The sequence below is a fragment of the Ferrovibrio terrae genome (assembly GCF_007197755.1).
Lineage (GTDB): Bacteria > Pseudomonadota > Alphaproteobacteria > Ferrovibrionales > Ferrovibrionaceae > Ferrovibrio > Ferrovibrio terrae.
The window spans coordinates 3,137,583-3,160,303 of sequence record NZ_CP041636.1; the positions used below are offsets into that span (position 1 = coordinate 3,137,583).

At 62.7% G+C, this 22,721-nt stretch carries 23 protein-coding genes; 22 read left to right on the top strand and 1 reads right to left on the bottom strand.

The features are described 5' to 3' along the window. The first annotated feature begins 25 nt into the window (after nt 1–25). The 9 genes from FNB15_RS15270 to FNB15_RS15310 all read left to right on the top strand — a co-directional run bounded on the left by FNB15_RS15270 (nt 26) and on the right by FNB15_RS15310 (nt 8,039). Nucleotides 26–478 (top strand): acyl-CoA thioesterase, encoded by a 453-nt coding sequence (locus FNB15_RS15270; RefSeq protein WP_144069537.1) that lies wholly within the window; start codon nt 26–28, stop codon nt 476–478. Next, entirely contained in the window at nt 475–966 is a 492-nt protein-coding gene (locus FNB15_RS15275) for a PaaI family thioesterase (protein ID WP_246068698.1), read from the top strand. Before FNB15_RS15270 ends, FNB15_RS15275 begins: the two co-directional genes overlap by 4 nt. A 71-nt stretch (nt 967–1,037) precedes the next feature. Continuing rightward, nucleotides 1,038–2,210, top strand: a complete 1,173-nt coding sequence (locus FNB15_RS15280) for an isovaleryl-CoA dehydrogenase (RefSeq protein ID WP_144069538.1) — start codon at nt 1,038–1,040, stop codon at nt 2,208–2,210. A 2-nt stretch (nt 2,211–2,212) separates the two neighbouring features. Continuing rightward, the gene (locus FNB15_RS15285) at nt 2,213–2,839 is read left to right on the top strand and encodes a hypothetical protein (RefSeq protein WP_144069539.1); all 627 of its coding nucleotides are present in this window, start codon (nt 2,213–2,215) and stop codon (nt 2,837–2,839) included. 1 nt (nt 2,840) lies between these two features. Continuing rightward, nucleotides 2,841–3,986, top strand: a complete 1,146-nt coding sequence (locus tag FNB15_RS15290) for an acyl-CoA dehydrogenase family protein (RefSeq protein ID WP_144069540.1) — start codon at nt 2,841–2,843, stop codon at nt 3,984–3,986. 82 nt (nt 3,987–4,068) lie between these two features. Further along, the gene (locus tag FNB15_RS15295; RefSeq protein ID WP_246068699.1) at nt 4,069–5,799 is read left to right on the top strand and encodes a potassium/proton antiporter; all 1,731 of its coding nucleotides are present in this window, start codon (nt 4,069–4,071) and stop codon (nt 5,797–5,799) included. A gap of 23 nt (nt 5,800–5,822) precedes the next feature. After that, nucleotides 5,823–6,428, top strand: a complete 606-nt coding sequence (locus tag FNB15_RS15300; RefSeq protein WP_144069542.1) for a 2-hydroxychromene-2-carboxylate isomerase — start codon at nt 5,823–5,825, stop codon at nt 6,426–6,428. 33 nt (nt 6,429–6,461) lie between these two features. Further along, nucleotides 6,462–7,061, top strand: a complete 600-nt coding sequence (locus FNB15_RS15305; protein ID WP_144069543.1) for a 2-hydroxychromene-2-carboxylate isomerase — start codon at nt 6,462–6,464, stop codon at nt 7,059–7,061. Nucleotides 7,062–7,067: 6 nt separating this feature from the next. Beyond that, nucleotides 7,068–8,039: a DMT family transporter gene (locus FNB15_RS15310; RefSeq protein ID WP_144069544.1), complete on the top strand. Its 972-nt coding sequence runs from the start codon at nt 7,068–7,070 to the stop codon at nt 8,037–8,039. On the opposite strand, the gene FNB15_RS15315 is transcribed toward FNB15_RS15310, so the two are convergent. After that, the gene (locus FNB15_RS15315) at nt 8,024–8,809 is read right to left on the bottom strand and encodes an SDR family NAD(P)-dependent oxidoreductase (protein ID WP_144069545.1); all 786 of its coding nucleotides are present in this window, start codon (nt 8,807–8,809) and stop codon (nt 8,024–8,026) included. The genes FNB15_RS15310 and FNB15_RS15315 overlap by 16 nt on opposite strands. Before the next feature lie 162 nt (nt 8,810–8,971). Between FNB15_RS15315 and FNB15_RS15320 the strand changes: the two genes are divergently transcribed. From FNB15_RS15320 to FNB15_RS15380, 13 genes are all read left to right on the top strand, one after another. Then, nucleotides 8,972–10,579 carry a carboxyl transferase domain-containing protein gene (locus tag FNB15_RS15320; protein WP_144069546.1) on the top strand — a complete coding sequence of 536 codons (1,608 nt, stop codon included), beginning with the start codon at nt 8,972–8,974 and terminating at the stop codon, nt 10,577–10,579. Nucleotides 10,580–10,588: 9 nt separating this feature from the next. Then, nucleotides 10,589–11,380: an enoyl-CoA hydratase-related protein gene (locus tag FNB15_RS15325; protein ID WP_144069547.1), complete on the top strand. Its 792-nt coding sequence runs from the start codon at nt 10,589–10,591 to the stop codon at nt 11,378–11,380. Between the two features lie 14 nt (nt 11,381–11,394). Next, nucleotides 11,395–13,413 carry an acetyl/propionyl/methylcrotonyl-CoA carboxylase subunit alpha gene (locus tag FNB15_RS15330; protein ID WP_144069548.1) on the top strand — a complete coding sequence of 673 codons (2,019 nt, stop codon included), beginning with the start codon at nt 11,395–11,397 and terminating at the stop codon, nt 13,411–13,413. Nucleotides 13,414–13,415: 2 nt separating this feature from the next. Beyond that, nucleotides 13,416–14,321, top strand: coding sequence for a hydroxymethylglutaryl-CoA lyase (locus FNB15_RS15335; RefSeq protein ID WP_144069549.1), 906 nt, complete (start codon nt 13,416–13,418; stop codon nt 14,319–14,321). Nucleotides 14,322–14,343: 22 nt separating this feature from the next. Beyond that, nucleotides 14,344–14,763 (top strand): DUF1489 family protein, encoded by a 420-nt coding sequence (locus tag FNB15_RS15340; protein WP_144069550.1) that lies wholly within the window; start codon nt 14,344–14,346, stop codon nt 14,761–14,763. A 36-nt stretch (nt 14,764–14,799) separates the two neighbouring features. Continuing rightward, nucleotides 14,800–15,624: a division plane positioning ATPase MipZ gene (locus tag FNB15_RS15345; RefSeq protein WP_144069551.1), complete on the top strand. Its 825-nt coding sequence runs from the start codon at nt 14,800–14,802 to the stop codon at nt 15,622–15,624. 159 nt (nt 15,625–15,783) lie between these two features. After that, nucleotides 15,784–16,758: a tripartite tricarboxylate transporter substrate binding protein BugD gene (locus FNB15_RS15350; RefSeq protein WP_144069552.1), complete on the top strand. Its 975-nt coding sequence runs from the start codon at nt 15,784–15,786 to the stop codon at nt 16,756–16,758. A gap of 100 nt (nt 16,759–16,858) precedes the next feature. After that, nucleotides 16,859–17,323 (top strand): tripartite tricarboxylate transporter TctB family protein, encoded by a 465-nt coding sequence (locus tag FNB15_RS15355; protein ID WP_144069553.1) that lies wholly within the window; start codon nt 16,859–16,861, stop codon nt 17,321–17,323. Between the two features lie 14 nt (nt 17,324–17,337). Beyond that, entirely contained in the window at nt 17,338–18,843 is a 1,506-nt protein-coding gene (locus FNB15_RS15360) for a tripartite tricarboxylate transporter permease (RefSeq protein ID WP_144069554.1), read from the top strand. A 233-nt stretch (nt 18,844–19,076) separates the two neighbouring features. Next, the gene (locus FNB15_RS15365; RefSeq protein ID WP_144069555.1) at nt 19,077–20,069 is read left to right on the top strand and encodes a TRAP transporter substrate-binding protein; all 993 of its coding nucleotides are present in this window, start codon (nt 19,077–19,079) and stop codon (nt 20,067–20,069) included. A 72-nt stretch (nt 20,070–20,141) separates the two neighbouring features. Then, complete coding sequence (locus FNB15_RS15370; RefSeq protein WP_221932660.1) at nt 20,142–20,657, top strand: TRAP transporter small permease; 516 nt, start codon at nt 20,142–20,144, stop codon at nt 20,655–20,657. Then, on the top strand, nt 20,654–21,946 hold the full coding sequence (locus FNB15_RS15375) for a TRAP transporter large permease (RefSeq protein WP_144069557.1): 1,293 nt from the start codon (nt 20,654–20,656) through the stop codon (nt 21,944–21,946). Before FNB15_RS15370 ends, FNB15_RS15375 begins: the two co-directional genes overlap by 4 nt. A gap of 62 nt (nt 21,947–22,008) precedes the next feature. Continuing rightward, nucleotides 22,009–22,716, top strand: coding sequence for a VWA domain-containing protein (locus FNB15_RS15380; protein WP_144069558.1), 708 nt, complete (start codon nt 22,009–22,011; stop codon nt 22,714–22,716). Nucleotides 22,717–22,721 lie beyond the last annotated feature (5 nt).

A 22,721-nucleotide genomic window follows, 5' to 3' on the forward strand; every position in this document is an offset into this window, starting at 1 on the left:
AACCGCCGGGGAAAGGCCTTAAGCCATGACCGAGAAATATGTCGAGACGCTTCGCCTGATGACTCAGGCCTGGCAGTGCGATCATCTGGGCCATGTGAATGTCAGCTTCTACATGGGCTGGATCGGCGATGCGGCCTTTGCCGTGGCCGCCCTGCATGGCTGGCCGCGCGAGCAGATGATGGCCGAACAGGCCGGCGTGGCCGCCGTGAAGGCCGAGGTGGAGTATCAGGCCGAACTGCATGGCGGGGATCTGGTGCGGATGGAAAGTACGGTCGAAAGCATTGGCGAACGCAAGATCGTGTTCCGCCACCGCCTGATCCGTGTTGGTGACGATAAGCAGGTGATGATGGCGCGGCTGACCGGCGTGTGCATCGATCTGGTCAAGCGCCGTTCACGACCGTTTCCGCACAGCTTCGTGGCCCGCATCGCCGAAACCTTCGGCATAGAGCCGATTGCACCGAAGGAGGCTGCGGCATGATCATGCCAACCAATATCGGAACGGGGGAGTTCAAACCGGCCGATGCCGGTTTCGAGGCGCGCGTGCGCGACAGTTTCAACCGCCAGCCGGCCATGCATCTGATCGGCGCGGTGCTGGCTACGGTGAAGCCGGGCCTGTGCGAGGTGGAAATGCCGCGCAAACCGGATGTGACGCAGCAGCATGGCTTCGTTCATGGCGGCATCGTCGGGATGATCGCGGATTCGGCGGCTGGCTATGCCGCCTACAGCCTGTTTCCGGCCGACGCCACGGTGCTGACCGTGGAATACAAGATGAACCTGATGGCGCCGGCCGATGGCGACCGCATGCTGGCCCGCGCCCAGGTTACGCGGCATGGCCGCACACTTACGATTGTGGCCTTCGACGTCTTTGCAGAAAAATCGGGAAAGATGCTGCATTGCGCCACGGGCCTGGCCACCATGATGTGCATGCTGGGACGCCCTGACGCACCCCGCACGGCTGCATCCTGAGCCGCGATCCGCTACACTCCCGCCACCCCGATTCAGGATTCCCCTGGTCCGTCCGAGAAGGGTCAACAACCATGATTTCCAACAGCTATCCGACGCTCGATTTCGGGCTCGGCGAAACCGCCGACATGCTGCGCCAGTCCGTGCGCGGCTTTGTCGATACCGAGCTGGCGCCGCGTGCTGATGCCATCGACAAGACCAACGAATTTCCGCGCGACCTGTGGACCAAGCTGGGCGATCTCGGCCTGCACGGCATCACCGCCGAGGAAGAATACGGCGGCAGCGGGCTCGGCTATCTGGAACATTGCGTGGCGATGGAAGAGGTGAGCCGTGGCTCCGCTTCGGTTGGCCTCTCGTATGGCGCGCATTCCAACCTCTGCGTCAACCAGATCAGTCGCAACGGGTCGCCTGAGCAGAAGAAGAAATATCTGCCCGATCTGATCAGCGGCAAGAACCTCGGTGCGCTGGCGATGAGCGAGCCGAATGCCGGCTCCGATGTCGTGTCGATGAAGCTGCGCGCCGACAAGAAGGGCGACCGCTACATCCTGAACGGCAACAAGATGTGGATCACCAATGGCCCCACTGCCGATGTGCTGGTGGTCTATGCCAAGACCGATCCGGCCGCAGGCGCGCGCGGCATCACCGCCTTCCTGGTCGAGAAGGGCTTCAAGGGGTTCTCCACGGCGCAGAAGCTCGACAAGCTGGGCATGCGCGGTTCGGATACCGGCGAGCTGGTATTCCAGGATTGCGAAGTGCCGGAAGAGAATGTGCTGAACCAGGTCGGCCGTGGCGTGAACGTGCTGATGAGCGGCCTTGATTACGAGCGCGCCGTGCTGGCCGCCGGTCCGCTCGGCATCATGCAGGCGGCGATGGACGTGGTGCTGCCGTATATCCATGAGCGCAAGCAGTTCGGCCAGTCGATCGGCACCTTCCAGCTGGTGCAGGGCAAGGTGGCCGACATGTATACCGAGATGAATGCGTCGCGCGCCTATGTCTATACCGTGGCCAAGGCCTGTGACCGTGGCCAGACCACGCGCAAGGATGCCGCCGGCGCGATCCTGTTTGCCGCCGAGAAGGCGACCAAGCTGGCGCTTGATGCGATCCAGATCCTGGGCGGCAACGGCTATATCAATGACTATCCGACCGGCCGCCTGCTGCGCGATGCCAAGCTGTATGAAATCGGTGCCGGCACGTCGGAAATCCGGCGCATGCTGATCGGCCGCGAAATCTTCGAGGAGACCAAGTGAGGTTGTTGCGTTCTGTTGCCATCGCCCTTGCTGCATTCGCGGCTCTGCCCGCGCAGGCCAGTGACGAAACCGATGTGCGCTGGGAGCCGCTGCGTGCGACCGATCAGCGTGTGCGCTGGGACGCCGAGGGCCTGACGGCAGCGCCGCAACTGGCGGAATCCTTCTCCTCGCCGCTGGGCTACCGGCTGGAGCGTTATCTGTGGAAGGCGCAGAAGCCGGCCGGCAGTTTTGCCCTTGCCGTCCTGCGTGACCTCAGTGGCGAGGATCATTACCTGACCGGCCCGGTCGACCTGATCCGTTTCGCCACCACCGTGCTGAACGGGCTGGAGGCGCCCAAGCCGCAGGCGACACAGGCAAAGGACGAAAAACTGGCGACGCTGAACGGGGCGGTGCTGTCACGACGGTTCGATCTCGGCACGCGGCAATGCGTGGCGCTCGGCTTCTATGCCCAGCCGCAGACGGCGGAAGGCAGCAGCGGGCTTCAGGCTAAGGCGGCCAAGGACGAGCCGCTGACCGAAGGCAGCCAGCGGCTGGATGGTGTGTATTGCGCCACGGCCGGCCGGCCGCTGACGTCTGAACAGGTGCTGGCCTATGTCGCCGGCGTGAAGCTGATGCAGCGGAAGGAATGACATGCTGACCGAAGAACAGCAGATGATCCGCGACATGGCGCGGGACTTCGCCCAGGAAAAGCTGGTGCCGGGCGCATCCGAGCGCGACCGGACGGCGAAGCCGCCGGTGGAGTTGCTGCGCCAGATGGGAGATCTCGGCCTGATGGGCATGGGCGTGCCCGAGCAGTGGGGCGGCGCGGACACAGATTTCGTTGCCTATGTGCTGGCGCTGCAGGAAATCGCCGCCGGCGATGGCGCCGTCAGCACCATCATGTCCGTCAACAATTCGCCTGTCTGTGCAGCTTTGCTGCGTTACGGCACGCTGCCGCAGAAGGAGCAGTATCTGAAGCCGCTGGCACGCGGCGAATGGATCGGTGCCTTCTGTCTGACCGAACCGCAGGCCGGCTCGGACGCCTCTGCGCTGAAAACCCGGGCCCGACGCGAGGGCAATCAGTGGGTGATCAGCGGGGTGAAGCAGTTCATCACCTCGGGCTCGATCGCCAAACTGGCGCTGGTCTTCGCCATCAGCGATCCGGCAGCAGGCAAGCGCGGCATGTCCTGCTTCCTGGTTCCCACCGATACGCCCGGTTACCGCGTGGCAAGTATCGAGCAGAAGCTGGGGCAGAAATGCTCCGACACCTGCCAGATCGTGCTGGAGGATGTGCGGGTGCCCGAGGATGCCATGCTGGGCGCCGAGGGCGAAGGCTACCGCATCGCACTCGCAAACCTGGAATCCGGCCGCATTGGCATCGCCGCGCAGGCCACCGGCATGGCGCGCGCGGCATTTGACGCAGCCCGGATGTATGCAGGCCAGCGCGAGGCCTTTGGCACCGCGATCATCAACCACCAGGCGGTGGCTTTCCGGCTGGCCGACATGGCGACCCGCATCGAGGCGGCGCATCAGCTGATCCTGAGTGCCGCGCGGCTCAAGGATGCCGGCCTGCCCTGCCTGAAAGAGGCCAGCATGGCCAAATTGTTTGCCTCTGAAATGGCCGAACGGGTATGCTCGGATGCCATCCAGATTCACGGCGGTTACGGCTATCTGGCCGATTTCCCGGTGGAACGCATCTACCGGGATGTTCGCGTCTGCCAGATTTACGAAGGTACCAGCGACGTCCAGCGACTGGTGATCAGCCGGGCCATCGCCGGGAATGCCCCGGGAGGCTGACGACGGAAGCTAGGGAAACAGGAAGCAACAGCGTTTGAACCAGGCCAACGAGATTCTTTTTATTGCCTCCTTGTTGGTCCTGGTGAGCATCTTTGCCGGGTCGGCTTCGAGCCGTTTTGGCGTTCCCTTCCTGCTGGTCTTCCTCGGCCTCGGCCTGCTGGCCGGCGAGGGCGGTCCCGGCGGCATCGTCTTCAACGACTACCAGCTCACCTATTCGGTCGGTTCGGCGGCGCTCGGCATCATCCTGTTCGATGGTGGCCTGCGCACACATTTCAGCACCGTGCGGCTGGTGGTGGCGCCGGCCTTCGTGCTGGCCACTGTCGGCGTGGTGGTGACGGCGGGGCTGGTTGGCGTGGCGGCGCATTACGCGCTCGGCCTCGGCTTGCTGGAATCCTTCCTGGTCGGCGCCATTGTCGGTTCGACAGATGCGGCGGCGGTGTTCTTCCTGCTCAACATGAAGGGTCTGGCGCTGCAGAAGCGCGTCAGCGGCACGCTCGAAGTTGAGTCCGGCATCAATGATCCGATGGCGATCTTCCTGACCCTGATGGCGGTCGAATTGCTGCGACACGGCCAGCCGCCCGATACCTTGCAACTTGTCGCACAATTCCTTGTCGAAATGGTGGGCGGCCTTATGGTCGGCGTGGCTGGCGGCTTCCTGCTGGTGGCGCTGTTCAACCGCGTGCCGGTCGCCGGCGGCCTCTATCCCATCGTGGCGATGGCGGCGGCGCTGCTGATCTTTTCCGGCGCCTATTTCCTGCACGCCTCGGGCTATGTTGCGGTCTATGTCGCCGGCCTGGTGCTCGGCAACCGCCGGCATCGCGGCGCGCAGGTGATCCTGCGCTTCTACGACGGCCTGAGCTGGCTCAGCCAGATCGTCATGTTCCTGCTGCTCGGCCTGCTGATGACGCCGGACCAGATGAAGCCCTATCTGGCCGGCAGCGGTGTTGTCGCCGGCATCCTGATCGTGCTGGCGCGTCCGGTGGCGGTGCTGCTCTGCCTGGTGCCGTTCCGCTACAGCTTTCGCGAGATCGGCTTCATCTCCTGGATCGGCCTGCGCGGCGCGGTGCCGATCTTCCTCGCCACCATCCCGGTGCTGGCCAAGCTGCCCAATTCCGACGTCTACGTCACGGCGGCTTTCGTCTGCGTGCTGGCCTCGCTCACCCTGCAGGGCTGGACGATTGCGCCGGTGGCGCGGTTCTTCGGTCTCGAACTGCCGCCCAAGCCTGAAGCCGTCAGCCGCACCGAACTCGACCTCGGATCCACGGCGGATCGCGATGTCGCCAGCTACCGCGTCGAGGCCGATGCACCGGCGCTGGGTTATCGCTTCACCGAGATTCCGCTGCCACGACGTTCGCGCATCATCACCGTGATCCGCGACGGCACGGTGATGGACCGCCTCAAACTCGACCACCTGGAAACCGGCGATTACATCCTGGTGCTGGCGCCGGCCGAACAGTTCTTCTCGCTCGACCGCCTGTTCACCTCACGCGAAACGAGCAAGCGGCGCAAGAAGCGCGATCGCGGCGAGGAGGTGTTCGGCGAATTCGTGCTGACCGGCGATACGCTGCTGGGCGAGGTGGCACTGCTCTACGGTCTTCCGGTCGAGGAGAAGGATCGCGGCGAACCGGTCGGCAGCTACATGCGGCGACGGCTGCGCCACCGCGCCGTGGTGGGTGACCGCGTGCGCTGGGGCCCGGTGGAACTGGTGGCGCGTGAAATCCGCAAGGATCGCGTTACCTCGATCGGCATCGAACTTGAACCGGAAGAGCATCCGATCTGGCGCGGTTTCCGTCGCGCGTTCGGTTTCGACTGACGACACAAAAAGACGAGGACAGCATGGCCGCCCCGCTGGAATTCTATTTCGATTTTGGTTCGCCCTACGGTTATATCGGCGCCCAGCGCATAGAAGCGCTGGCCAGCAAGCATGGCCGCAAGGTCGACTGGCGACCGATGCTGCTTGGTGCGGTGTTCAAGTCGGAGGGCACCCAGCCGCTGGTGCAGTATCCGATGAAGGGCAAATATTCGACCCACGACTTCAATCGCAGCGCCCGTGAACACGGCATTGCCTTCACGATGCCAACGAAATTCCCGCTCGCCACCATCGCCGCCTGCCGCGGCACCTACTGGCTGAAGGCAACCGACCCCGACAAGTCAGTGCCATTCATCAAGGCGGTCTATGCGGCCTACTTTGTCGAGGACCGCGATATCTCGTCCGCTGAAGTCCTGGCCGAGATTGCCGCCAGGCTGGGCGTCGACAGCAAGGCTTTCCTGGCCGGGATCGAGCAGCCCGAGATCAAGGCCCGCTTACGCGAAGTGACCGAAGATGCGATCCAGCAGCGCGGCGTGTTCGGCTCGCCGTTCACCTTTGTTGATGGCGAGCCTTTCTGGGGCGCGGATCGCATTGACCAGATCGACCGCTGGCTGTCGCGCGGCGGCTGGTAACGGATAAGCAAAACATAAAAAGGGAGACGCGCAGTGGCCAAGCAGATCATCTTCTACTGGGACTTCACCTCGCCGTACGCCTATATCGGCGCCAACACGATCGAGGCCGTGGCGCGCAAACACAATCGCAGCGTCGACTGGCGGCCGGTTTCGATTGGTCATCTGTGGAAGGCGATCCCGGATCGCACACCCTTTCCGAAGGTGAAGATGGACTACATGGAGCATGACTGGACGCGCTCGGCCAAACTCGCCGGCCTGCCCATTGTCACCACGCCCAACCCGTTTCCGACCGATGCCAAGCTGCCGCGCCTGCTGTTTTACCGGCTGAAGGAGCAGAATCCGACCAAAGCGGTGACCTTCGCCAAGGCAGCGTTCAAGCAATACTGGGGCGAGGGCAAGGATATCGCCGCACCCGAGCATCTCAAGGCCGTGGTTCATGTGGCCGGCGTGCCCGAAGCCGAGATCGCCAAGGCTGCCGAAGATGCCGCCGCGCGACAGGCGGTGATCGATTCCACCGCCGAGGCGATCGAAGCCAAGGCCTTTGGCACGCCAACCTTCATCGTCGACGACGAGATGTTCTGGGGCTCGGACCGCATCGATCACATCGACCGCTGGCTGTCGCAGAAGAAGTAGCCCGGCATGTCAGAAAAACCAGCCGGCACCGCGTTGGCCGTTGCCGGACTTGTGACCACCGCGCTGCTCTGGGGCATGATGATCCCCATGACGCATGCCCTGGCGACCAGGCATCTCGATCCGTTCTTCGTCTCGGCGGTGCGCTATCTGATTCCGGCGCCGCTGCTGCTTGCGCTGGCGCTGATCTACGACCGCAAGTGGCCGTTCCGCGCTCCGATGCCCTGGGCCAGGGTACTGCAGCTTGGCGCCGCAATGGCGATGTTCTCGCTCTGCTTCACCATCGGCATCATGCTGTCGGAACCGGTGCGGGCCGCCATCGTGATGAGCGCCGGCCCGCTGGTGGCGGCGCTGCTCGCGAAGCTGATGTTGCGGGCACCGCTGGCGCGTGGCTTCTGGCCGGCGGCCATTGCGGCCATGGTCGGCGCAGCGCTGGTGGCGATGGATGCCGTGAAGGCGCGTGCTTCTGCACCGGGGGAGATTGCGTATCTGGGCGAAGGGCTGCTGGTCTGCGCCATGGTGCTGTGGAGCTGGTATTCGATGCGCGCGCAAAGCTGGCTCGCGCCACTCGGCTTCAGCCAGATGCGCATCACGCTGCTGAGTTCGCTGTCCGGCGGCCTGCTGATCTGCAGCCTGTTTGGTATCCTGGCCACGATGCAGCCCGACCGCCTGCCCACCGAACTGCCGGCAGCCTCGGCGATTGGCATGCTGCTCTGCATCGGGCTCGGCGGCGCGGGTATCGCCATCCTGTTCTGGAATTATGGCGTCAGCCGCATCGGCGTGCCGGTTGCCACGCTGTATTCCAGCCTGGCACCGGTTTTCGCGGTGACGGTCTCGGCGCTGTTCTTTGGTGCCACCATCACACTGCAGCAGGTTGCCGGCGGGATTCTCATCCTCGCCGGCATCCTGCGCATGCAGTGGATGCAGGTGCGTGCTGCCAGAGCGGCAGCCCGGGCGGCGGCGCGTCAGAAGATGGTATAAGCGCCGTCGATCACGAAACTGTCGCCGGTGTGATACTGGCTGGTGTCGCTCATGATATACGTGGCGATGCCGGCGAAATCCGAACCCTGGCCCCAGCGCCGCACCGGAATGCGCGGCAGTACATTGCCGCTGAATTTCGGATCGGCCACGCCGGCCGCCGTCATCTCGGTCTCGATCCAGCCCGGCAGGATGGAATTCGCCGTCACGCCATAGCGCGCCATGCCAACGGCCAGGGCACGCACCAGCGAGAGCATCGCGCCTTTGCTGGCAGCGTATGATTCGGCGCGCGCCGCGCCATGCACACCAGCCGTGCTGGCCATGCCCACGAGGCGCCCGCCGGCCTTGTCACCATTCTGGCTGCGCTCGACCATGTGGCGGGCGGCGGCACGCAGGGTGAAGAAGGCGCCATCGAGGTTGACCGAGAGCACGCGGCGCCATTCCTCGGTGCTGAGCTCATGGAAGACGGCGCGCTTCTGGCTGACGCCGGCATTGGCGAAGCAGCCGTCGATGCGGCCCATCTTTTTCAGTGCCTCGGCCATGGCGGTTTCAACCTGTGCTTCGTCGGCGACATTCACCTTCTGCACGAGAACCTTGCGGCCATAGGCGGAGAGTTTCTTTTCTGCAGCGGCATTCTTGTCGGGATTGCCGCCCCAGATCACCAGGTCGCAGCCGGCCTGTGCCATACCCTCGGCCATTCCCAAACCGATGCCGCCATTGCCGCCGGTGACAAGGGCAACCTTGCCGCTGAGATCGAAGCCTTTGCCGGCCATGTTTCCTCCATAGTTTTTGTCGATACAGTGAATAGACAGGGCGCGAAATTAACAGGTTGCCGCGGCTGCCGCATCCTTTTCCGCCGGTGCCCCTTGCAGGCATCCGGGGCGGCTGGCATGGTCAATGGCATCACCGTCCGAGAGCGAGAAACAGAACGCCCCATGAGCGCGCTCACCAGCCAACTCGATACCCGTTCGGCCGCCTTCCGCGACAATGTCGCCCAGATGCAGGCACTGGTTGACGATCTGAAAGCCAAGGTCCGCCAGATCAAACTGGGCGGCGGCGACAAGGCGCGCGAGAAGCATCTCTCGCGCGGCAAGCTGCTGCCGCGTGACCGTGTGCGCACGCTGCTCGATCCCGGTTCGCCATTTCTTGAACTGAGCCAGTTCGCTGCTTACGACATGTATGGCGGCGACATCGCAGCCGCCGGCGTGATCACCGGTATCGGCCGGGTCAATGGCCGCGAATGCGTGATCGTGTGCAACGACGCCACGGTCAAGGGCGGCACGTACTTTCCGATGACGGTGAAGAAGCATCTGCGGGCGCAGGAGATCGCGCTGCAGAACCGTCTGCCCTGCATCTACATGGTGGATTCCGGCGGCGCCAACCTGCCGACCTGGGACGAGGTGTTCCCCGACAAGGAACATTTCGGCCGCATTTTCTACAATCAGGCCAACATGTCGGCCATCGGCATCCCGCAGATCGCCGTGGTGATGGGCAGCTGTACCGCAGGCGGCGCCTATGTGCCGGCGATGTCGGATGAGTCGATCATTGTCCGCAACCAGGGCACCATCTTCCTTGCTGGCCCGCCGCTGGTGAAAGCGGCCACTGGCGAAGTGGTGTCGGCCGAAGATCTCGGTGGCGCCGATGTGCATGCGCGCGTGTCAGGCGTCAGTGATCATTATGCGATGAACGACGCCCATGCGCTGGGCCTCGCGCGCAATATCGTCGGCAATCTGAACACGGTGAAGCAGGTGTCGGGCGATGTGCGCGAGCCGAAGCCGCCGCGTTTCGATCCGGCAGAACTCTATGGCGTGATCCCGAAGGATGGCCGCGTTCCCTTCGACGTGCGAGAGATTATCGCGCGCATCGTGGACGATTCCGAACTGGACGAGTTCAAGAAGCTCTATGGCAGCACGCTGGTCTGCGGTTTCGCCCGCATCCACGGCTACCCGGTCGGCATCATCGCCAATAACGGCATCCTGTTCTCGGAAAGCTCGCTCAAGGGTGCGCATTTCATTGAGCTCTGCTGCCAGCGCAACATCCCGCTGGTCTTCCTGCAGAACATCACCGGCTTCATGGTCGGCAAGAAATACGAGTCCGGCGGCATTGCCAAGGATGGCGCCAAGCTGGTGACGGCGGTCTCAACCGCACGCGTGCCGAAGTTTACGGTCATCATCGGCGGCTCCTACGGTGCCGGCAATTACGGCATGTGCGGCCGGGCCTACAGCCCGCGCCTGCTGTTCATGTGGCCGAATGCCCGTATCTCGGTGATGGGCGGTGAGCAGGCGGCCAGCGTTCTGGCGACCGTGAAGCGCGACGGCATCGAAGCCGGCGGTGGCAACTGGTCAAAGGACGAGGAAGAAGCCTTCAAGAACCCGATCCGCACGCAGTACGATCGCCAGGGCCATCCGTACTATGCCTCGGCGCGGCTGTGGGATGACGGTATCATCGACCCGGTCGACACTCGCATGGTGCTGGCATTGGGTCTGAGCGCTGCGCATAACGCACCCATCGAGCCGACGAAGTTCGGCGTGTTCCGGATGTGAGGCAGCGCCATGACTGATCAGATCGTACTACTCGATATCGATCCGCGCGGCGTCGCCACGGTGACGCTGAACCGGCCGCAGATTCACAACGCATTCAATGACGATGTCATTCTGACACTGACGAAAATCTGGGATGACCTTGCCGCTCGTTCCGATGTGCGCGTCGTGGTCATGAAGGGCGCGGGCAAGAGTTTTTCAGCTGGCGGTGATCTCGACTGGATGCGCAAATCCGGCCAGGCCACGCCCGAGCAAAACCGTGCCAGCACCATGAATATGGCGCGCATGCTGAAGAAGCTGAACGACTTGCCGCAGGCGACGCTCGCGCTCGTCCACGGCAACTGCATGGCCGGTGGCACCGGTCTGGCCTCGGCAGCCGATATCGTGGTGGCGACCGGGGGCGCGCAATTCGCACTGACCGAAGTGCGGCTCGGCCTGACCCCGGCGACCATTTCACCTTATGTGGTGGCGGCCATGGGGCAGCGTCAGGCGCGGCGCTATTTTCTCACTGCCGAACGCTTCACTGCTGACGAGGCCTGTCGCATCGGCCTGATCCATGAGGTGGTGGCCGACGAGGGCGCGCTGGAAACCCGCGGTATCGAGATGGTGAGTATGCTGCTGCAGGGTGCGCCGGGTGCGATCCGCGACAGCAAGCTGCTGGTTGGCCGCGTGGCCGGTCGCAGCGTGGATGAAGAGGTGATGCAGTTCACTGCACAGAATATCGCCGACCGCCGCGCCAGCGCGGAAGGCCAGGAGGGTCTGGCGGCCTTCTTCGACAAGCGCAAGCCGAACTGGGCGAAGTAGAGAGGCTGGGCAACGTGTTCCGCAAGATTCTGATTGCCAATCGCGGCGAAATTGCCTGCCGGGTCATCCGCACCGCCAGAAGCATGGGCGTGGCGACGGTTGCGGTCTATTCCGATGCCGATGCCAATGCACGGCATGTGGCGATGGCCGACGAAGCTGTGCATATCGGTCCCGCTCCGGTGCGCGAAAGCTACCTGCTGCCCGACCGCATCATCGAAGCCGCCAAACGCACCGGTGCGCAGGCGATCCATCCGGGCTACGGCTTCCTCTCTGAAAATGCCGCCTTCGCCAGGGCGTGCAAGGAAGCCGGGCTGGTCTTCATTGGTCCGCCACCCTCGGCGATCGAGGCGATGGGCCTGAAGGGCGCCGCCAAGGCGCTGATGGAAAAGGCCAGGGTTCCGGTCGTGCCGGGCTATCACGGTGACGACCAGACGCCTGAGCTGCTGGCGAAGGAGGCCGAACGCATCGGCTATCCAGTGCTGATCAAGGCGGTGGCGGGCGGCGGCGGGAAGGGCATGCGCCGCGTCGACAGTGCCAGGGAATTCGCTGCAGCTCTGGCCGGCGCGCAGCGCGAAGCCGCCAATGCCTTTGGCGACCAGAAGGTGTTGTTGGAAAAATACCTGATCAAGCCGCGCCATATCGAAATCCAGGTCTTCGCTGACAGTCTTGGCAATGCCGTGCATCTGTTCGAGCGCGACTGCTCGGTGCAGCGCCGCCATCAGAAGGTGCTGGAAGAGGCCCCGGCGCCGGGCATGCCGCCAGAGATGCGCAAGGCGATGGGCGATGCGGCCGTGGCTGCCGCCAAGGCGATCGGTTATGTCGGCGCCGGCACGGTGGAGTTCATCGCCGATGTCTCGGATGGACTTCGGCCCGACCGCTTCTACTTCATGGAAATGAACACACGCCTGCAGGTCGAGCATCCGGTAACCGAAATGATCACCGGGCAGGATCTGGTGGCCTGGCAGCTGGGCGTGGCTGCCGGCGGCAAACTGCCGCTGGCGCAGGACCAGCTGAAAATCACCGGCCATGCGGTGGAAGCCCGTATCTACGCGGAAGATCCGCAGAAGAATTTCCTGCCCTCCGTCGGCACGCTGCATCGCCTGCGCGCGCCGGCAGAGGATACCCATGTACGCGTCGATACCGGCGTGCGCGAAGGCGACTCTGTCACGCCGTTCTACGATCCGATGATCGCCAAGCTGATCGTCTGGGATGCTGACCGCACCTCGGCTTTACGCCGCATGCGGCAGGCGCTGGGTGAATATCAGATCGCCGGTGTCACCACGAACACGACTTTCCTGATCGAACTGGTCAGCCACCACGCCTTTGTCGGCGGCGATCTGGATACCGGATTCATCGAACGCTTCCGCGCCGATCTGCTGCCGCCGATTGAACCGGCACCCATTCATGTGCTGGCGCTGGCGGCTCTCGCCGTGACGCTGGAGCGTCGTGCATCTGTGACGCAGGCAGCCAGCAAGAGTGGCGATCCGTGGTCGCCGTGGTCCGCAGTCGATGGCTGGCGTCTGAACGATCAGGGCTGGGACGAGTTGCTGATGCGCGAGCGCGACAGCGACATCCTATGCCGCATCGAATACCTGTCCGGTGGTGCGCTGCGCGTGCATGCCCGCGATGCCGAAACCGTTGTGCAGGGCGTGATCGACAGCGAAGGCGGACTTGATGCCGTGATCGACGGCCGTCGCCAGCGCGCCGGCATCGTGCGTCGTGACGACGATCTGGTGGTACTGCTGCCGGGTGAAACGCATCGCCTGTCGATTATCGATCCGCGCGCCGCCGGCGATCTGGATGAAGCCGGCAGTGGCCTGCTGAACGCGCCGATGCCTGGCAAGATCGTGCAGGTCCTGGTGGAAGAAGGCGCCAGCGTCGAGAAAGGCCAGCCGCTGATGATCCTGGAAGCGATGAAGATGGAACACACCATTTCCGCGCCGGGCAGGGGCAAGGTCGCCAAGGTGAACTTCAAGGCCGGCGAGCAGGTACCGGAAGGCGCGTCGCTGCTGCAGATCGAGGCGGAGGGCTGAGTATGGCGCTGCCCACAAGAGTTACACTCTGGGAAGCCGGTCCGCGCGATGGCCTGCAGAACGAACCCGGCGTGGTGTCGACCGAGGTGAAGGTCGAACTGATTGACCGCCTTGTCGATTGCGGCGTGACGCATATCGAAGCGACCAGCTTCGTGTCACCGAAATGGGTGCCGCAGATGGGGGACCATGAGGCGGTGATGGCGCAGATGAAGCGCCGTCCGGGTGTGACCTATCAGGTGCTGACGCCGAACATGAAGGGCTATGAAGGTGCGCGCGCCGCCGGCGCCGAGGCGATCGGCGTGTTCGCCGCTGCCAGCGAGAGCTTCTCGAAAAAGAACATCAACTGCAGCATCGAGGAAAGCATCGAGCGCTTCCGCCCGGTGGTGGAGGCCGCGAAGCGTGATGGCGTGAAGGTGCGTGGTTTCGTCTCGGTTGTGGTCGGCTGTCCCTTCGAGGGCGATATCGCCCCGGAGCAGACGGCGAAGGTGACCAAGCAGCTTTACGATCTCGGCTGCGACGATATCGGCCTGGGCGACACTATCGGCGTCGGCACACCGGCCAAGGTGAAACGCATGATCGAGGCCTGCGCCAAACTGGTGCCGCTGGAAAAACTGGGCGGTCATTTCCACGACACCTATGGACAGGCGCTGGCCAATACGCTGGCCGCGCTTGAATGTGGTCTCGCGCGGCATGATGCATCAGTGGCCGGCCTCGGCGGCTGCCCTTATGCGCCGGGCGCCACCGGTAACGTCGCCACCGAGGACGTCGTCTACATGCTGGACGGCATGGAGATCGAAACCGGTATCGACCTGAAGAAGCTGGTGCAGACCGCCTGGTGGATTTCCGACCGGCTGGGCCGACCGCCAGCCTCGCGCGTGGCCCGCGCCCTCAAGTCGAAATGCCTGTGAGCCAAGAAGGTATGAGCCCGTCGTGCCGGTCCATCTGCTGAAAATCGCCGTCGGCATCGACAGCATCGAACATTTCCAGGAGCGCATGAAGGTCCGTCGCAAGGCCGGGAAGACCTTCACGCATTATACGCGCCATATGCCCAAGCGGTCAGAAGAGGTGCTGGACGGCGGCTCGCTCTACTGGATCGTCAAGGGCCATATCGCTGTGCGCTGCCCCATCGTCGGCCTGGAAGAGGCCGTGCTGGAGAACAAGGGGCCACACTGCGGTATCGTGATGAAGACGCAACTGATCCCGGTGCTGCCGCTGCCGCGCCGGCCGCACCAGGGCTGGCGTTATCTCGAAGCCGAAGATGCCCCGCCCGATGTCGCGACTGCAGGTAAGGGCACCGACAAACTGCCGCCGAAGCTGCTGGCCGAGTTGCGCGATCTCGGTTTGCTGTAATACCAAAGCCTGTATTTTCCAGTTGGGTGATTCGATATGACCGTTCAGCGGCCGCGCATCATTGTCGTCGGCAACGAAAAGGGCGGTTCTGGCAAGTCGACCACGTCGATGCATATCCTGATCGCCCTGCTGCTCGAGGGCGGTCGGATCGCCGCCATCGATCTGGATGGCAAGCAGCGCACGCTGACGCGGTATCTGGAAAACCGGCGCGCCTTCATCACCAGGCATAACCTGCGGCTGGCGATGCCTGACTATCGCGTGATCATCGAAAGCGAACTGGGCGTGAAGGCCGATGCAGCGGCGGAGGAGGCGGCGCAGTTCGCCGCCACGGTTGACGAGCTTTCCGCACAGCATGACTTTATTCTGGTGGACTGCCCGGGCAGCGACACAAATCTCGCCCGCATCGGCCATTCCTATGCCGATCTGCTGGTGACGCCGGTAAATGACAGTTTCATAGATGTGGATTTGCTGGCCAGCGTCGACCCGGACACGCTCAAGGTGATCAAACCGAGTCGATATGCCGTTATGGTTTGGGAACAGCGCAAGCAGAGATTCGCGCGCGACCGCCAGAACGTCGACTGGGTCGTGATCCGCAACCGGCTGTCGCATCTCGATGCACGCAACAAGCGTAATGTCGGTCACGTACTTGAATCGCTGGAGAAGCGGATCGGCTTCCGTTTTCTGCCTGGCTTGTCGGAACGTGTTATTTTCCGCGAACTTTTCCTCAGCGGACTGACTTTGATGGACCTCGATCGGGCAGGACCGCAGGGCACGTCAGCGGGCCTGAGCATGGCGCAGGCCGCAGCACGGCAGGAAGTGCGCGCGCTGTTGCTTGGTCTGAATTTGATAACTGCGGACTGAATTGCCTGAAACCGCGGCATGCTGCACTGCACAAGCGGATTTTTTGCGACCACAAGATATGGAAAGCGGGCCGCTTTCCCTTGGAGGAGGCTGCCTATCTGTGCTTTAACGAGCCTGCTATTCGGGCTTGATCCGACCGTATTTTACAGGGGAGAAAACATGAAGACGACACTTTCGCTGCTCGCCGGTGCCGCATTGATCCTGACCGGCACTGCGGTCCAGGCCCAGGACTTTCCGAACAAGACCGTCACGATGGTGGTGCCCTTCGCCGCCGGTGGTCCGACCGACACCGTCGCCCGTCTGATCGGTCAGTCGATGGGCACGGCGCTGAAGCAGCAGGTCATCGTCGAAAACGTTGGCGGCGCCGGCGGTACGCTGGGTGCCGGCCGCGTTGCCCGCGCAGCCCCGGATGGCTACACCGTGCTGCTGCATCACATCGGTCATGCCACCAGCGCCACGCTGTATCGCAAGCTGCCCTATGACACCATCAACGATTTTGAGTCGATCGGCCTCGTCACCGACGTGCCGATGACCATCGTCGCCAAGAAGGATCTTCCGCCGAAGGACTTCAAGGAACTGATCACCTATGTGCAGCAGCAGAAGGACAAGGTGTCCTACGGCAATGCCGGCGTGGGTGCGGCCTCGCATCTCTGCGGCCTGATGTTCATGAGCGCGCTGAAGACCCAGATGACCACCGTGGCCTATAAGGGCACCGGCCCGGCCATGAACGACCTGCTGGGCGGTCAGATTGATCTGATGTGCGACCAGACCACCAACACCACCGGTCAGATCAAGGGCGGCAAGATCAAGGCCTATGCCGTCACCACCAAGACCCGCGTGCCGTCGCTGCCCGACCTGCCGACCATGGACGAAGCTGGCATGAAGGGCTTTGAAGTGTCGATCTGGCACGGCATGTACGCTCCGAAGGGGACGCCGAAGGCCGCGATCGACAAGCTGAGCGACGCGCTGAAGGTTGCGCTGAAGGACCCGATGGTCGTGCAGCGCTTCGCCGAACTCGGCACGGAGCCGGTGGCGCAGGATCGCGCGACCCCGGCGGCGCTGAGTGCGCATCTGAAGGCTGAGATCGCCAAATGGGCGCCGGTCATCAAAGCCGCCGGCGAATACGCCGACTGATCGTCGTATAGCATTCGCGTAAACTTGGGGCGTCCCGCCTTTTTCCGGCGGGGCGCCCCTTGTACAAAGTCTGCCAGTCAGTTGTGTACAGGGGGAGAAAATGTCGGGTTTAGGCATTCGCAACCAGAAGGACTTCTATTCTGGTCTGCTGTTTATCTTGTTCGGGGTGGCCTTCATGTGGATCGCCCGGGATTACAATTTCGGCACGGCCCGCCGCATGGGGCCGGCATTCTTCCCCGTCATCCTGTCCGGCATCCTGATTGCCATCGGTATCGCCATCGCGGTGCGGGGCGTCACCGTCGCCGAAGAACCGATGCGCGGTTTCACGCTCAAGGGCCTGGTGCTGGTGATCATCGGCACGCTGCTGTTCGGTTTCCTGGTCCGCTCGGCCGGCGTGCCGATTGCGACCGCCGCGCTGGTTGCCGTCAGCGCTTATGCCAGCCAGCGCTTCAACTGGAAGCCGACGCTGGTCCTCGCAATCGGCATGGCGGTTTTCTGCACGGTTGTCTTTATCTACGCCCTGGGCCTGCCGATGCCGGTCCGCGGACCGTGGCTTGGCGGTTGAGAAGGATTGAGTAAATGGAACTGTTTGCCAATCTTTATACCGGCTTTGAAGTCGCTCTCACCCCGCTCAACCTGCTCTATTGCCTGGGTGGCGTTTTTGTCGGCACGCTGATCGGCGTCTTGCCGGGCCTTGGCCCGACGGCCACGATTGCGATGCTGCTGCCGGTCACCTTCGGGCTGCCGCCGGTCTCGGCGCTGATCATGCTCGCCGGCATCTATTACGGTGCCCAGTATGGTGGCTCAACCACGGCCATCCTCATCAACCTGCCTGGTGAATCATCCTCGGTGGTGACGGCGCTGGACGGCTATCAGATGGCGCGTCAGGGCCGGGCGGGGCTTGCGCTATCGACAGCTGCGCTGGGGTCCTTCTTCGCCGGCACTGTGGCGACCTTCCTGCTGGCGCTGTTCGCGCCGCCGCTGGCCGAGATCGCACTGAAATTCGGTCCGGCCGAATATTTCTCGCTGATGGTGATGGGCCTTGTGGCCTCGGTGGTGCTGGCGCATGGCTCGCTGATCAAGGCGATTGCCATGATCCTGCTCGGCCTGCTGCTCGGCCTGGTCGGCACCGACGTCACCTCGGGCACGCCGCGCTTCACGTTCGACGTCCCCGAACTGGCCGACGGCATCAACTTCGTGATCGTCGCCATGGGCATGTTCGGCCTCGGTGAGATCATCCGTAACCTGGAGAATGAAGAGACCCGCGACGTCTTCAGTCGCAAGATCACCGGCCTGCTGCCGACCTGGCAGGATATCAAGTCGATCACCGCACCAGTGCTGCGTGGCACCGCGCTGGGGTCCGCGCTCGGCATCCTGCCGGGCGGCGGCGCCATGCTGTCCTCTTTTGCCGCCTATTCGCTGGAAAAGAAGATCTCGAAGAACTCGAAGAACTTCGGCAAAGGCGCCATTGAAGGCGTGGCAGCGCCGGAATCAGCCAACAACGCTGGCGCGCAGACCTCCTTCATTCCGATGCTGACGCTGGGCATTCCTTCCAATCCGGTGATGGCGCTGATGATCGGCGCGATGATCATCCAGGGTATCCAGCCTGGCCCGCAGGTGATGACCGAACAGCCGGCGCTGTTCTGGGGCATCATTGTTTCGATGTGGGTTGGCAACTTCTTCCTGGTCGTGCTGAACCTGCCGATGATCGGTCTGTGGGTGCGTATGCTGACCGTGCCGTATCATCTGCTGTATCCGGCCATCCTGGTCTTCTGCGGAATCGGCGTCTTCTCCCTGAACAACTCGACCTTCGACGTTTATCTCATGGCGCTGTTCGGCATCCTTGGCTACGTGCTGTCGAAACTGGATTGCGAACCGGCGCCGCTGCTGCTCGGCTTCATTCTTGGCCCGATGATGGAGGAATACCTGCGTCGCGCCATGGTGCTGTCGCGCGGCGACCCGATGGTCTTCGTCGAGCGCCCGATCAGCGCCACCATGCTGGCGCTCGCGGTGATCGGCCTGATCGTGGTGTTGCTGCCCTCGATCCGCAAGAAACGCGAAGAGGCCTTCACGGAAGAAGGCTGAATCAGCAGTCAGCCCCGAAATCGGGAACGCCGCCGGTGCAAACCGGCGGCGTTTTTGCTTTGCTGCGATTGTGCAGTTGCGGCATGAGTTGGATTGTATGGTTGTCCGACCACTTTCATCTGGTATTGTTGCCGCGACGGCTGGGAATTTCCCGGGCGTCAGGGAGAGCTAAATCATCGCTAAAAAGCGAGATTCCGCCGCGGCATAGCCGTGCGGCAACCGGAGGAAACACAATGCGATACGCGATTGCCATGATGGCGGTTCTCGCCGTCGGTGCGGCGACCAGCCCGGCGCAGGCCGCCGATCCAATCAAGATCAAGTTCAGCCATGTGGTCGCCGATGCGACGCCGAAGGGCAAGGGCGCCCTGGAATTCAAGCGTTTGGTCGAGGAGCGGCTGCCTGGCAAGGTCGTCGTCGAGGTATATCCGAACTCGCAGCTGTTTGGCGATGCCAAGGAGATGGAAGCCCTGCTGCTCGGTGATGTGCAGTTCATCGCCCCGTCACTGTCGAAGTTCGCCAAGTTCACCAAGAAACTGCAGGTTTTCGATCTTCCCTTCCTGTTTGACGATATCAATGCGATCGACCGCTTCCAGAAGGGCAAGATTGGCCAGGGCCTGCTGACCTCGATGGAAAGCAAGGGTTATACCGGCCTCGGCTACTGGCATAACGGCATGAAGCAGCTGTCGGCCAACAGGCTGATGCGCGTTCCGGAAGATGCCAAGGGACTGAAATTCCGTATCCAGCCATCAGATGTTCTGGAAGCGCAGTTCAAGGCGCTGAATGCCAATCCGCAGAAGATGGCATTTGCCGAAGTCTACCAGGCGCTGCAGACCGGCACCGTCGACGGTCAGGAAAACACGTGGTCGAACATCTATTCGCAGAAATTCCACGAGGCCCAGAAATACATCACCGAGACCAATCATGGTGTGATCGACTACATGGTGGTCACCAACACCAAATTCTGGAAGGGCCTGCCGGCCGATGTCCGCACCGTACTTAGCAAGTCTATGGATGAGGCGACTGCCTATTCCAACAAGCTTGCCGAGGACATCAACCAGGCCGACAAGAAGAAGATCATGGACTCCGGCAAGACCCAGATCATCACCCTGACCAAGGACCAGCAGGCGCAGTGGCGCAAGGCAATGGCCCCGGTCTACAAGCAGTTCGCGCCTGATGTGGGGCAGGACCTGATTGACGCCGCGCTGTCTTCCAACAAGTCCAGCTAGGCGTCGCATATCGTCGCGAGGGGGCGCGACCATATGATCGAAAAGATCATGAACCGGCTGGAGGAGGGTCTGATGATCCTCCTCCTCGTCGCCATGACGCTGCTTACCTTTTCACAGGTCGTGCTGCGTTACGTCTTCAATTCCGGCTGGGGTTGGGCGCTCGAAGCCACCACCTACATGTTCGGGTGGCTGGTGATGATCGGCATCTCCTACGGCATCAAGGTCGGTTTCCATATCGGTGTCGATGTGCTGGTCAAGCTGCTACCGCGACCCGGCCAGCGGATTGCCGGCCTGATCGCAGCCCTGCTGTGCCTGACCTATGCGGTGATCCTGTTCATCGGCGGCTACCAGTATTTCGACACCATGCTCATGCTGGATGTCGAGGCGGAGGATATTCCGCTGCCGCGCTGGTTGCTGGTTGTCATCGTGCCGATTGGCTTTGGCCTGCTTGGTTTCCGGCTTTTGCAGATGACCTGGCGTATCCTGACCGGGCGGCTGGCGGGCTTCAATCTCGGCGACGAGGCGGCCGAGGTGTTGCGGGCCAATCTCGCCGGGCCGGATGCCGGCTCTGACGGAGCAGCCCGATGAACACGCTGTTCCTGTTCGCGGTGCTGTTCCTTCTGATGATGATGGGGCTGCCGATCAGTATTTCGCTCGGCCTCGCCAGCGTGCTGACTGTTCTGCTGTTCGCCCAGGATTCCCTGGCCTCGCTGTCGCTGAAGTTCTTTGCGACAATGGAATTGTATACGCTGCTGGCGATCCCGTTCTTTATCCTGTCCGGCGCCTTCATGACCACCGGCGGCGTGGCCAGGCGGATGATCAACTTCGCCATCAGCTGTGTCGGCCATACCTATGGCGGCCTTGCCATCGCGTCGGTGATTGCCTGCATGCTGTTTGCCGCCGTATCCGGTTCCTCGCCGGCCACGGTGGTTGCGGTCGGTTCGATCGTCATCGCCGGTATGGTGCGCACCGGCTACACCAAGGAATATGCGGCCGGCGTGATCTGCAATGCCGGCACACTCGGCATCCTGATCCCGCCATCGATCGTGATGGTGGTTTATGGTGCCGCGACCGAAACTTCGGTTGGCCGCCTGTTCATGGCCGGCGTGGTTCCCGGCTTGCTGCTTGGCCTGATGCTGATTGCGGCGGTCTATATCTCAGCACGGATGCTGAAACTGCCGCGGCAGGAAAGGCATTCCTGGGCTGAAAGACTCAGCACCGGCAAGGAAGCCATCTGGGGGTTGATGCTGATCGTCATAATCCTTGGCGGTATCTATGGCGGCGTCTTTACCCCGACCGAAGCGGCGGCCGTCGCCGCGATCTATGCTTTCGTGGTGGCCGTGTTCATCTACAAGGATATGAGCTTCTCGCAGGTCCCGCATGTCGTCCTCGAGGCGGCGAAAACCACGGTGATGCTGATGTTTATCATCTGCAACGCCTTCCTCTTTGCCCATGTGCTGACCACCGAGCAGATTCCGCAGGCAATCACCGCAACGATTATCCACTGGGGTCTGCCGCCCTGGGCCTTCTTGATCGTCGTCAACATCCTGCTGCTGATCGCCGGCAACTTCATGGAGCCGTCGGCCATTATCCTGATCCTGGCGCCGATCCTGTTCCCCATCGCCATGGAACTCGGTATCGATCCGGTCCATCTCGGCATCATTATGGTGGTGAATATGGAGATCGGCATGATTACGCCGCCAGTCGGTCTGAACCTGTTCGTCACGTCCGGAATCACCGGCATGCCGATCCTGCAGGTGGTTCGCGCGGCATTGCCCTGGCTGTCGATCCTGCTGGTCTTCCTGATCATCACAACCTATGTGCCGATCATGTCGACCTGGCTGCCTGACCTGCTGTTCGGTCCTGCCAGCAAATAACCCGGCAGTCGCGGTTTTCAGGGGGTTTTGCTTTACCCGGTCCCCCCCTATATCCTTACGGCATGGACAGTAAGGATCGCCTGCCGGCAAAATCCACGACCAAGGAGGTCGAGGCGTTTCTGCGTCAGGCCGCTTTGGCCCCCAAAGCCACTCCTGCCGCAAATGGCCGTGGCCGCCTGGTCTTTGCCATGGATGCCACTGCCAGCCGCCGCGCCACCTGGGATGAAGCGCAGCGCATCCAGGCCGACATGTTCCGCACCACGGCGTCGCTTGGCGGGCTCGATATCCAGCTCGTCTTTTTCCGTGGCCTTGGCGAGTGCAAGGCTTCGGGCTGGGTATCGGAAGCCAATGCCATGCTACGGCTGATGCGGCAGGTTGAATGCGTCGGCGGCCACACCCAGATCGAGCGTGTGCTGAAGCATACGCTGGCGGAAGGGCGCGAAGGCAAGATCAATGCGCTGGTCTATATCGGCGATTGCCTGGAAGAAAGCCCCGATGATGTCGCGATGCGGGCCGGTGAACTCGGCCTGCTCGGCGTGCCGATCTTCGCTTTTCAGGAAGGCGGGGAGCCGCGCGCCAAGGCCTGCTTCCAGGAGATGGCCCGGCTGACGCGCGGGGCCTATTGCAGCTTCGATGCCTCCAGCGCCGCGACATTACGCGACCTGCTGTCGGCCGTCGCCGTCTATGCGGCCGGCGGCTATCGCGCGCTGGAAAATTTTGCCGCCGGGTCCGGGCGCGAAGTACGCGCCCTGATCGGCCAGATGCGATAACACCG

Coding starts and splice junctions, on each gene's coding strand:
- FNB15_RS15345 (WP_144069551.1), top strand. CDS start 14,800: ATGACCGTTCAGCGGCCGCGCATCATTGTCGTCGGCAACGAAAAGGGC.
- FNB15_RS15370 (WP_221932660.1), top strand. CDS start 20,142: ATGATCCTCCTCCTCGTCGCCATGACGCTGCTTACCTTTTCACAGGTC.
- FNB15_RS15275 (WP_246068698.1), top strand. CDS start 475: ATGATCATGCCAACCAATATCGGAACGGGGGAGTTCAAACCGGCCGAT.
- FNB15_RS15365 (WP_144069555.1), top strand. CDS start 19,077: ATGCGATACGCGATTGCCATGATGGCGGTTCTCGCCGTCGGTGCGGCG.
- FNB15_RS15335 (WP_144069549.1), top strand. CDS start 13,416: ATGGCGCTGCCCACAAGAGTTACACTCTGGGAAGCCGGTCCGCGCGAT.
- FNB15_RS15355 (WP_144069553.1), top strand. CDS start 16,859: ATGTCGGGTTTAGGCATTCGCAACCAGAAGGACTTCTATTCTGGTCTG.
- FNB15_RS15310 (WP_144069544.1), top strand. CDS start 7,068: ATGTCAGAAAAACCAGCCGGCACCGCGTTGGCCGTTGCCGGACTTGTG.
- FNB15_RS15325 (WP_144069547.1), top strand. CDS start 10,589: ATGACTGATCAGATCGTACTACTCGATATCGATCCGCGCGGCGTCGCC.
- FNB15_RS15300 (WP_144069542.1), top strand. CDS start 5,823: ATGGCCGCCCCGCTGGAATTCTATTTCGATTTTGGTTCGCCCTACGGT.
- FNB15_RS15315 (WP_144069545.1), bottom strand. CDS start 8,809: ATGGCCGGCAAAGGCTTCGATCTCAGCGGCAAGGTTGCCCTTGTCACC.
- FNB15_RS15360 (WP_144069554.1), top strand. CDS start 17,338: ATGGAACTGTTTGCCAATCTTTATACCGGCTTTGAAGTCGCTCTCACC.
- FNB15_RS15270 (WP_144069537.1), top strand. CDS start 26: ATGACCGAGAAATATGTCGAGACGCTTCGCCTGATGACTCAGGCCTGG.
- FNB15_RS15375 (WP_144069557.1), top strand. CDS start 20,654: ATGAACACGCTGTTCCTGTTCGCGGTGCTGTTCCTTCTGATGATGATG.
- FNB15_RS15380 (WP_144069558.1), top strand. CDS start 22,009: ATGGACAGTAAGGATCGCCTGCCGGCAAAATCCACGACCAAGGAGGTC.
- FNB15_RS15350 (WP_144069552.1), top strand. CDS start 15,784: ATGAAGACGACACTTTCGCTGCTCGCCGGTGCCGCATTGATCCTGACC.
- FNB15_RS15290 (WP_144069540.1), top strand. CDS start 2,841: ATGCTGACCGAAGAACAGCAGATGATCCGCGACATGGCGCGGGACTTC.
- FNB15_RS15280 (WP_144069538.1), top strand. CDS start 1,038: ATGATTTCCAACAGCTATCCGACGCTCGATTTCGGGCTCGGCGAAACC.
- FNB15_RS15320 (WP_144069546.1), top strand. CDS start 8,972: ATGAGCGCGCTCACCAGCCAACTCGATACCCGTTCGGCCGCCTTCCGC.